We start from the raw sequence: 8,833 nt of genomic DNA on the forward strand, positions 1-8,833 counted from the left end.
GCGTCATTCGTAAGGCGATCAAGAACCGGAAGATTTTTCGGACTGATGAGTCAGTCATGAAGGTAATCTATCTGGCCATGGAAAAAGCTTCCGAGAAATGGACCATGCCGATCAGGAACTGGAAAGCAGCCATGAACCGGTTTGAAATTATGTTTCCTGACCGGTTCAAGGAGTAATAGTTTTGGTGGCGTTTACACAGAATTATTTACAGGCTCGGCTGCACTTCCTTGGTTCTTCGTTGAAACGCCATTGAGACTGAGCTTTTACTGGCAGAAGCCGGTGAGCGTGACAGATCATCCATCGATTTTGAAAACGACATGTTGTGATTTGATAAACCCATTCGATCTGCCATAAAGATTTCCTGATAGTGATCAGCGTATTTGTAGACCGAGTGATTACTGTTTGGGTTCTGTAAACATTTAAGTAACCTGATTTTAGGTGTCAAGATGACTTTGAAATACTCCGGTGATATCCGCGAGCTCTGCTATCCCTTTATCTACGAAGACTCCCCCCTGTGTGATTATGAAATTATTACTGATGAACTGTGTGCAACACTCGGTGGTGTTATCAGTGAGCTGGAAGGGGATGAGCGGTTCGCCGACATCTATGATTTTCTGGATAAACTGCAGCCCAGAATTTTCCATATGAATGGCTCGGTTCGTGGAAAACAGGCGATATTTGAAGAGCAGATTCAGTGGCTTGCTGGTTACTTTGACCAATACCAGAAAGAGATTGAAGGGCAGCTGCATGGTTTCGTGCTTCCCAGGGGAGGTCGACCAGTACAGTTGCTGCACAGTTGTCGTTCACTTTCTAAGAAGGCTGTCAGAGCCCTGGTCAAGGTAGATGCTCACGGAGTTGAGGTGCCGGATGAGTTGCACCGGTTTGGCAATATGCTCTGTAACCTGTTTTTCCGGTTAACTGTGGTGATCAACCGCCGGTTAGGTATTGTCGAGCCAGAGTATCAGAGTTTGAGCTATAACCTGAAGCCTCCTTCCAGAAAATAGGCCGGTTTCCCGGTGAAACCAGCATCAATCTGAAGGTCAGCTCTCCTGAGTGGGTAGCCGACCTTTAGTGGCATATGTATTAATGGTTTCCGATCTTGCGGTAATCAAAACCCTTGAAGTTAATCTTGTACAGCAGTGAATAGATCACCGGCAGTACAACCAGTGTCAGTACGGTGGCAAAGCCAAGGCCAAAAATAATAGTCACGGCCATGGACTTGAAAAAGGCATCAAACAGCAGGGGGATCATTCCCAGCATGGTGGTCAGTGCTGCCATGCATACTGGACGCAGGCGGCTGACGGACGCGTGGAATATTGCCTCATGCTCTTCCCAGCCTTCTTCCAGTTCCAGCTTGATCTGTTCCACCAGAACTATGCCGTTTTTAATCAACATGCCTGACAGGCTCAGTAGTCCCAGCAGCCCCATAAAACTGAAAGGCGTATTGAGCACTAATAAGCCGGTAACAACTCCAATCAATGCCAGGGGAACGGTGCACCAGATGGCCAATGGCTGTCGTATGGTATTGAACAGAAACACCGTGATCAGAAACATCGCCAGATACCCCATGGGGATTGAGGCAAACGTTGCGTTTTGTGCGTCGGTGGAGAGTTCATAAGCGCCACCCCATTCCAGTGTATAGCCCTCTGGTAATGGAATGGCTTCAATACCTGCACGAACTTTTCGGAACACACTGTCGGTGGTTTCATCGCTCATCAGGTCAGGGTCTGCCATGACCGAGAGCATCCGCTTTCGATCTCTGCGGATAATCAGGGGGTTTTCCCACTCGGTATCAAAGCTGGAAATTGCCTGAGTGATGGGTACATAGCTGTTGTAATCCGCACTCCATACCTGCAGGTCGGTGATACTGTCAGCATTGAGCCGTTCTGTTTCAGGGGATCGAACAATCAATGGCATCAATTGGCTGCCTTCGCGATAGACTCCTACCTGACGACCAGTGAAGTTAACCAGCAGCGCATCGTCAAGGGCCTGCTTTGAAATACCACTGCGACGGGCGCTGGCTTCATCAAGGTGGGGACGGACAAGACTTACCTGGTTGCGCCAACCATGTCGTATATTGGTTGCTGTTGGCTCATTTCGAAGCACCGTCATTGCCTGTACAGCGAGTGATCGCAATACCTCAGGATCCTCTCCATAGAAGCGGGCTTCGATTTCTGCCGGTGCCGCGGGGCCGTTCTGCATAAGCTTGATGCGGTATTCGACATCACTGAACTGTTCATCCAGTACGGTTTCCAGTGGAGGGATTAGTGTGTTGATTGCCTCCAGATTTTCAGCCTCGATGATAAGTTGACCGTAGCTGGTGTACTGTTTTTCAGGCTGATAAGGCAGAATAAAACGTTGTGCTCCCATACCAATAACGGAGGTGACATTGCTGACCCCCGGCATGGAAAGTACCTGCTGTTCAAAGCGTGCTATTTCTGATTCAGTTGCTCTGATATCACTGCCCTCTGGCATCCAGAAATCAACGAAAAAGATGGGAGTATTAGAAGGAGGAAAGAACACATTCTTCACAAAGCCAAAGCTCAAAATCGCCAGAACCAGTGCCAGCAGGGTGAGTCCCAGAGTGACCGGACGGTGTTTCAGGGAAAAGTTCAACAGCTGTTTGTAAAGAGTAAACAGTGCCCCCTGATAAGGGTCTACTGACGAGCCTGTCTGGTTCCCTGTGGCTTTTTCATATTTCTTGAACAGGATATTGCAAAAGAAGGGGGTCAGTGTGATGGCTGTTATCCAGCTTAACATCAGGGAAATCAGCAATACCTGAAACAGAGAGAGACAGAATTCACCCGTGGCATCATCGGATAAACCGATGGGAGCAAAAGCCATGATGGCAATAACGGTTGCGCCCAATAATGGCCACTGGTTCTGGCTGACGACCCGCTTTGCTGCCTCCAACCGGGTTTGCCCTCTCTGGAGGCCAACCTGAATACCCTCTGTGACCACAATGGCGTTGTCCACGAGCATGCCCAGGGCAATTATCAGTGCTCCCAGAGAAATCATTTCCAGGTCTATACCCAGCACTTTCATAACGATAAAAGTGCCGGAGATGGTCAGTAGCAGAACAGCACCCATTAACAGGCCAGCACGAATACCCATGGCCAACAATAAGACGACAATAACGATGACGATGGCTTCAGCCAGGTTAATCAGAAACCCATTGACTGATTTTGAGACAGTGGCCGGTTGGTCGTAGACGGTAGTGAGCTCGATGCCTACAGGTTGTTCTGAGGTCAACTCACTCAGACGAATGCGAACCCGTTCCCCAACATCCACGACATTGACGCCGGAGGCAAAGGAAACGCCGAGAGATAGCGCCGGTTGGCTGTTAGAGGTATAGAGCGTGTCGGGTGTTTCATCATAGCTTCGGCGAACTGAAGCTATATCTCCCAGACGAACCAGTTGTGTACTGCCGGGAGGGCTGATGATTAACTGCTCCAGTTCCCGGACATTCCTGAATTCACCAGTGGGATGAATGCGAATGGAGCGTCCGTCAACCAGCATATTACCGGCATTAGAAACCACATTCTGGTTTTGGATCAGGGAAAAAATCCAGGCGGGGTCAATGCCCAGGTTGGCCAGTTTGGCCTGGGACATTTCCACCACCACTTGCTCCTGACGGGCACCAGCAATGGATACTTTCTTAACGCCATCTACCAGGACTAATTCACGTTTTAGATAGTCGGCATAATTTTCCAGGTCTCTGGAGGTATAACCATCTCCCGTGATGTTGAACAGCATGCCGAATACATCGCTAAAATCATCAACGACAACAGACGGATAAACCCCAGGAGGCAGGCTGCCCTGGGCATCATTAATCTTTCGCCTCAGCTCATCCCATATCTGTGGCAACTGGCTGGAAGGGTATTGCTCTTTCAGTTCCACCATGATCTGGGAGCGACCATTGCTGCTGATGGAGTCGATAACTTTTACATACTCCAGCTGCTGTATTGCCTCCTCCAGTGGCAGGGTGGCCTCTTCTTCCACCTGCTCTGGTGAGGCCCCCGGGTAGTGGGTGATCACCATGGCCTGCTTAATGGTGAATTCAGGAAACTCCAGCTGACCAAGCCCAAAAAATGAAACCGCACCGCCCACCAGCAGGATGACAACAAACATCCAGCTGATGACTCGATGGGAAATAGAGTATTCCGCAATGTTCATGGCTTAGAGTCCCCGTTCCTTGCGCAGCGGTTTTACGGTCATGCCATCAACCAGCTGACTCAGGCCTGCGGTAACAATTCGATCACCCGGATTGATGCCGGACATGATCTGTACACCCGCTTCGGTTATGCGGCCTGCAGAAACTTCTAAGGGATGAACCTGTTTGGTTGATGGATCAAAACGCCAGACAACCGTCTTATTATTAGCATCATCTTTGGCAATGGCAGAGATGGGAACCAGAACATAACCAGGCTGCCCTTCTGTACTGATAACCTGAGCAAGGTCAATAATGACGGTTGCTGTCATACCTGGAAGAATATTCATATTGGCAGGTGCAGTCCGGGTAAAAATGACTTCATAGCTTTGGGTTCCCGGTGTCACCCGTGTTGCGTGCTCTTTATAGCTGACTGGAAACTCTTTGCCTGGTGCACCAGGAAAGGTGGCCATCGGCTTATAGTCATGGTTAACGGTTTTCTTGTTAACATGAGAGACAATGCTTTCCGGAATCTGAATGCTGATATCCAGGCGGTCGCTGCTCTGCAGAATCAATACTGGCTGCTGAGCCTGAACCTGCTGGTGGGCTTCCGCCAGTGTCTGGGCAACCCGGCCGCTGAAGGGGGCGGTCAGTGTTGTATAAGCCAGTTTGTCCCGGCTGAGTTTCAGGGCTGCTTCGGCTGATTTCAGTTTGGCACTGGCGGTATCGTAGTTAGATTGCGAAATAACTTTCTTTTTTAACAGGGAGCTGGCGCGCTCAAACTCTGCCTTGGCGAGCTCATAGTTAGCCTGACGATCCTGAAGCTCATTGCGGATATCTCGATCATCCAGGTATGCCAGTACCTGTCCTTCAGTAACATCATCACCCTGCTTGACTTCGATCTTGTCGATCTGGCCCGGTATACGGAAAGATATTTCGGCTTCTTCGGTTGCCGTTACTTTGCCTGGAAAATATCGTAACTGTTGCTGCTGAGGATCTTTTACCTCAAACAGTTTTACCGGCCGGATGACGTCTTTGTGTTCGGTTTGTTCCTGATCACAACCGGTCAGCAGGGTGAACGTCACTAACATCATCACGGCTATGGATGATCGGGATGAAGGGGGGAAATGCATTCTGATGTAGCTCCAAACCAATAGGGTAGAAGTAACTGGGGGCATTACCAGCTGGCTGAATGGCAAGTTGGTAACGCCCAAGGTACTAGGAATAAATAAACTCTGGCAGGTTTTACTGATCTGTAAATGTGGAAACAACCTGCTCAGCCTGACGCTTGCTGTTTTCAATCATTGGTTGTGAAAACGGTGTCTTCCATCCCCAGCCCTGCAGGTATTTGGCCAGATTGGAAGTGAGCAGGCTGAATCCGTTGTCTTTCTGCAGGGAAGGCTGTTTCAGACCAAACCCGGATATGCTGATCTGGAAGAGGCCCTCACCCAGACTCCAGATCCCCATTAAAATATCAGCCAGAGTGTCCTCACGATTTGCATCCGTAATGGCAGGATTGTCTGCCATTAACTCGACAATCAATGCTTCCACCATCTGGCTTATCTCATGATAGATGTCGTCCAGTGTCTGTGCTCGAACTGTGGATGCCCGTTGCCAGATATCAGGGGTCATTGCCAGTTGACGCAGAAAATAGTGGTGGGGCTGTCTGGCATCACACAGCCAGATCGCCATATTAAGCGTCAGCAGACGCTCCATGGCGGGTGCTGAGCTGCTGAGCACCCTATGGAATACAGACACAATCGTTCTGGAGATATCAATAGCGCATCCCAGCAGCAGGTCTTCCTTGCTGGAGAAGTGCGAATACACTGTTCCCATAGATAACTGAGCTTCTTTGGCAACTTCAGACATTTTCAGATCCATAAAGCCCTTTTCCTTAAGAATGGTCAGGGTGGACTGAATAATGGTTGTTTCTCGCTGTGCCCGTTTGTCGAATGCAGACATGGCAAATAAACCGTGGTGGAGAGCAGAAATTAAAGGATAGGGTTGTTTTGAATGAAAATCGAATATTATTCGAATTTTATTTCAAATAAAATAATTATTAAGAGTAGCAGGCTGGGGCTACTTCTAAGAAACCGTTGAGACGCTTGGTAACCATGGTCTCTGGGGTTAAAAAGAAAATCTATTTATACAGACGTCAGGAACATCAGGCTCTCTTTGCCAGGCACCTGATTTGCTCTGATCAGCAGAGAGAGCTAACGTAAATAAAGAAGAAAATTGGTCGAAAACAATATATTACAGGTTTTGTTTTTATGCTGGTGGACTTGGTCAGCTACTTGTCCCCGACTTAAAACTGCTTGCTGTCCCACTGCTGTTCTTCTGGAGGTATGGATGCTCCTGGTTGTTGTCTTTGCATGCCTTATTGTCGCTGCTACTGCTTTTTTATCGCTTCTTGAATCGTCTTTGGTAGCGGTTGATGAATTAAGGCTGGTCACGATCCTGTACAGAAGACCTGATAATAAAGAGAGCATCCAGAAAGTCTTTCAGAAAAAGCGGGAGCACCTGTCCGCGATCGTTTTGTTAAGTACTTTGATCAGTATTTCTGGCAGTACTTTCCTTGGCGCTCTGGCAGCCAGGGAGTTTAACGATCTCTGGATGGCCATTTTTACGGCACTGCTCGCTTATTTTATGCTGGTATTCGCCAAGGTGCTGCCCAAACTGCTTGCAGTGCAGATTGCTGATAGAGTGGTCGCCAGATGTTCACCGCTTATCCATCTTATTTATACCGTTACCCGCCCTGTACTGTTGTTAGCCCTGGTCTGGACCCGCCTTTTACCCAAACATATTGAGGAAGCCAGAAGCAGTGATGAGCTTCGGAGCATCATCAAGCATTACAATAAGCGTGGAGTGATTGGGAAGCGTCAGCGAAAACTGGCTGATGCCGTACTTACTTCTCACAAGCGACAGCTGAACGAGCTGGTTGGGCACTCGATACCAGCTGTCTGCCTCTCATCCGATGCAACCGTCGCTTCTGCAGAAACGACGATTCGCTCATATCCCTGTAAGCGATATGTTGTTCTGACAGATGGCACACCTTCAGGAATTGTTCTTTATCGTCATATCGCCCGCTGCCTGGTCAATGAAGAAGCCGATATCTCAGTGGGTGAACTCATGAAAAAAACCATTAATCTGGCGCCTGAAACCTCCTTACATGAAGCAATGACAGAGCTGCATGAGGCCAGGGCATCCATTATCCTGCTTCTGGGTGAAACCGTAGAACAGACCCGTATTGTGACTGCAAAAAAACTGTACCAGGCTTTACTGCGCTGACATGGAGTCAGGCTGCAGATATTGTTAACTGACTGTATCCCCACTCATCTTCGATAACCTCCCCGGTTTCAATGTCAAGACGTTGATAAAAATGCGGTGCATTAACTACCAACGTATGGAACTCGCCATCTTCGCCGGTTGGGCAGATGCCCTGTTTTTGAATGGTATCTGCAATGTCAGGAGTGAGCACTTTACCCAGCAGGTTTCGATCCAGCTTATCGGCTTTCAGGCTGACAATCATGGTTTCGAAGCCATTGGCAAACATATCTTCTAGAAGCTGCTGTCTATCGTAGTGCCAGAGAGGAAAAGCAGGAGAAACACCGGTTCCGGTCAGAATCTTTTCATACCAGTCCCGATGAGCCTGCAGGTCGATATCACCAAAAGCCAGCTGGAAAGTTTTAAAGGTTTTTTGCACGTCTTGAAGAGCCGCTTTTAAACCCGCTTCATATTCCCCAACGCTGGCCTTTCCAAAGATAATGGGAAGTTGCATGCAGGCTGCTTGCGCTTCCAGCACTTCTCTAGTCAGGCCGTGTGCACTGGTCTGATCTTTATCATCTTTGAGCATGGTCAACAGGCAGGTTGGGGTAAACCCTTTCTGAATGGATTGCCAGAGTGCAAAGCAGGCATCTTTACCGCCACTCCAGGAGGTGCAGAAATTATTTTCAGAGGTTGTAGGCATAGTATCAGACGACTCTACAGCAAAATTGCGATGCCAATGCACAGCAGATAAATGTAAAAGACATTCTGGATGACCTTAATGCTGACGTTTTTTGCAAGCTTCAGCCCGATCGGAGGAAAGATGGCCATCGTGATTGAGATGATAAGAAACGCAGGCAGGTATACATAGCCCAGCATCAGGTTCGAACCAGTATGTCCGGACTGGAGACCGGAAAAAATGTAGCCGGCACTGCCAATAACGGCATAAGGAACCGCCAGCATCAGATTGGTACCGAGAACGGTTCGGTGGTCGGAGTATCGGGATAGAAAAGGGATCATCAGAATGCCCAATGCAATACCGGCTAATCCACTCAGTGTTGAGCTGATGATACTTACAATGATAATCAGCACAGGCTCTATCGGTTTAGGAGCCTCCTGATGAGATCTGAGGCTTTTGGTCAGTTTATACACGGCAATAAATAGAATTAATAATCCGATATACCATCTCAGCCAGTGAACGGATAAAGCATCTGCTAACTGCGGTGCAATAATCGCCCCCGCGATGATGCCCGGCAGGCACAGTTTGATCAAATGCACGTCATACAGTTGTGATACCAATTTCATTTTCAAAATATGTCACGAATTCTGCGATTGCCTTTATACTTTAAATAGCCTGTTGTTCATCCCGTTAATGTCATGCCTAAAACTCCCGATTTTCCTGAAAACTTTCACGATGCA

Annotated in this window: 8 protein-coding genes and 1 pseudogene; 3 read left to right on the top strand and 6 right to left on the bottom strand. The window is 48.3% G+C overall.

From position 1 onward, the window contains the following. Positions 1-176 (top strand): annotated as a pseudogene (locus AK963_RS32355) (IS256 family transposase); the annotation flags it as partial. A 29-nt stretch (positions 177-205) separates the two neighbouring features. Here the strand turns inward: AK963_RS32355 and AK963_RS33430 are convergent. After that, entirely contained in the window at positions 206-352 is a 147-nt protein-coding gene (locus AK963_RS33430) for a hypothetical protein (RefSeq protein ID WP_175404597.1), read from the bottom strand. Positions 353-446: 94 nt separating this feature from the next. On the opposite strand from AK963_RS33430, the gene AK963_RS21805 reads away from it, so the two are divergent. Beyond that, complete coding sequence (locus AK963_RS21805) at positions 447-1,004, top strand: hypothetical protein (RefSeq protein WP_020580718.1); 558 nt, start codon at positions 447-449, stop codon at positions 1,002-1,004. A 79-nt stretch (positions 1,005-1,083) separates the two neighbouring features. On the opposite strand, the gene AK963_RS21810 is transcribed toward AK963_RS21805, so the two are convergent. The 3 genes from AK963_RS21810 to AK963_RS21820 form a co-directional block, all read right to left on the bottom strand. Beyond that, complete coding sequence (locus AK963_RS21810) at positions 1,084-4,176, bottom strand: efflux RND transporter permease subunit (RefSeq protein ID WP_066017534.1); 3,093 nt, start codon at positions 4,174-4,176, stop codon at positions 1,084-1,086. Positions 4,177-4,179: 3 nt separating this feature from the next. Further along, complete coding sequence (locus AK963_RS21815) at positions 4,180-5,283, bottom strand: efflux RND transporter periplasmic adaptor subunit (RefSeq protein ID WP_066017539.1); 1,104 nt, start codon at positions 5,281-5,283, stop codon at positions 4,180-4,182. Between the two features lie 112 nt (positions 5,284-5,395). Then, on the bottom strand, positions 5,396-6,112 hold the full coding sequence (locus tag AK963_RS21820; protein ID WP_066017535.1) for a TetR/AcrR family transcriptional regulator: 717 nt from the start codon (positions 6,110-6,112) through the stop codon (positions 5,396-5,398). Positions 6,113-6,499: 387 nt separating this feature from the next. On the opposite strand from AK963_RS21820, the gene AK963_RS21825 reads away from it, so the two are divergent. Then, positions 6,500-7,438: a CNNM domain-containing protein gene (locus tag AK963_RS21825; RefSeq protein ID WP_066017536.1), complete on the top strand. Its 939-nt coding sequence runs from the start codon at positions 6,500-6,502 to the stop codon at positions 7,436-7,438. A 7-nt stretch (positions 7,439-7,445) separates the two neighbouring features. On the opposite strand, the gene AK963_RS21830 is transcribed toward AK963_RS21825, so the two are convergent. Together AK963_RS21830 and AK963_RS21835 are read right to left on the bottom strand one after the other, a co-directional pair. After that, positions 7,446-8,117, bottom strand: coding sequence for a Dph6-related ATP pyrophosphatase (locus AK963_RS21830; RefSeq protein WP_066017537.1), 672 nt, complete (start codon positions 8,115-8,117; stop codon positions 7,446-7,448). A 14-nt stretch (positions 8,118-8,131) separates the two neighbouring features. Beyond that, entirely contained in the window at positions 8,132-8,719 is a 588-nt protein-coding gene (locus AK963_RS21835) for a sulfite exporter TauE/SafE family protein (RefSeq protein WP_066017538.1), read from the bottom strand. Positions 8,720-8,833: the final 114 nt, after the last annotated feature.

The organism is Endozoicomonas atrinae (assembly GCF_001647025.1).
Taxonomy (GTDB): domain Bacteria; phylum Pseudomonadota; class Gammaproteobacteria; order Pseudomonadales; family Endozoicomonadaceae; genus Endozoicomonas; species Endozoicomonas atrinae.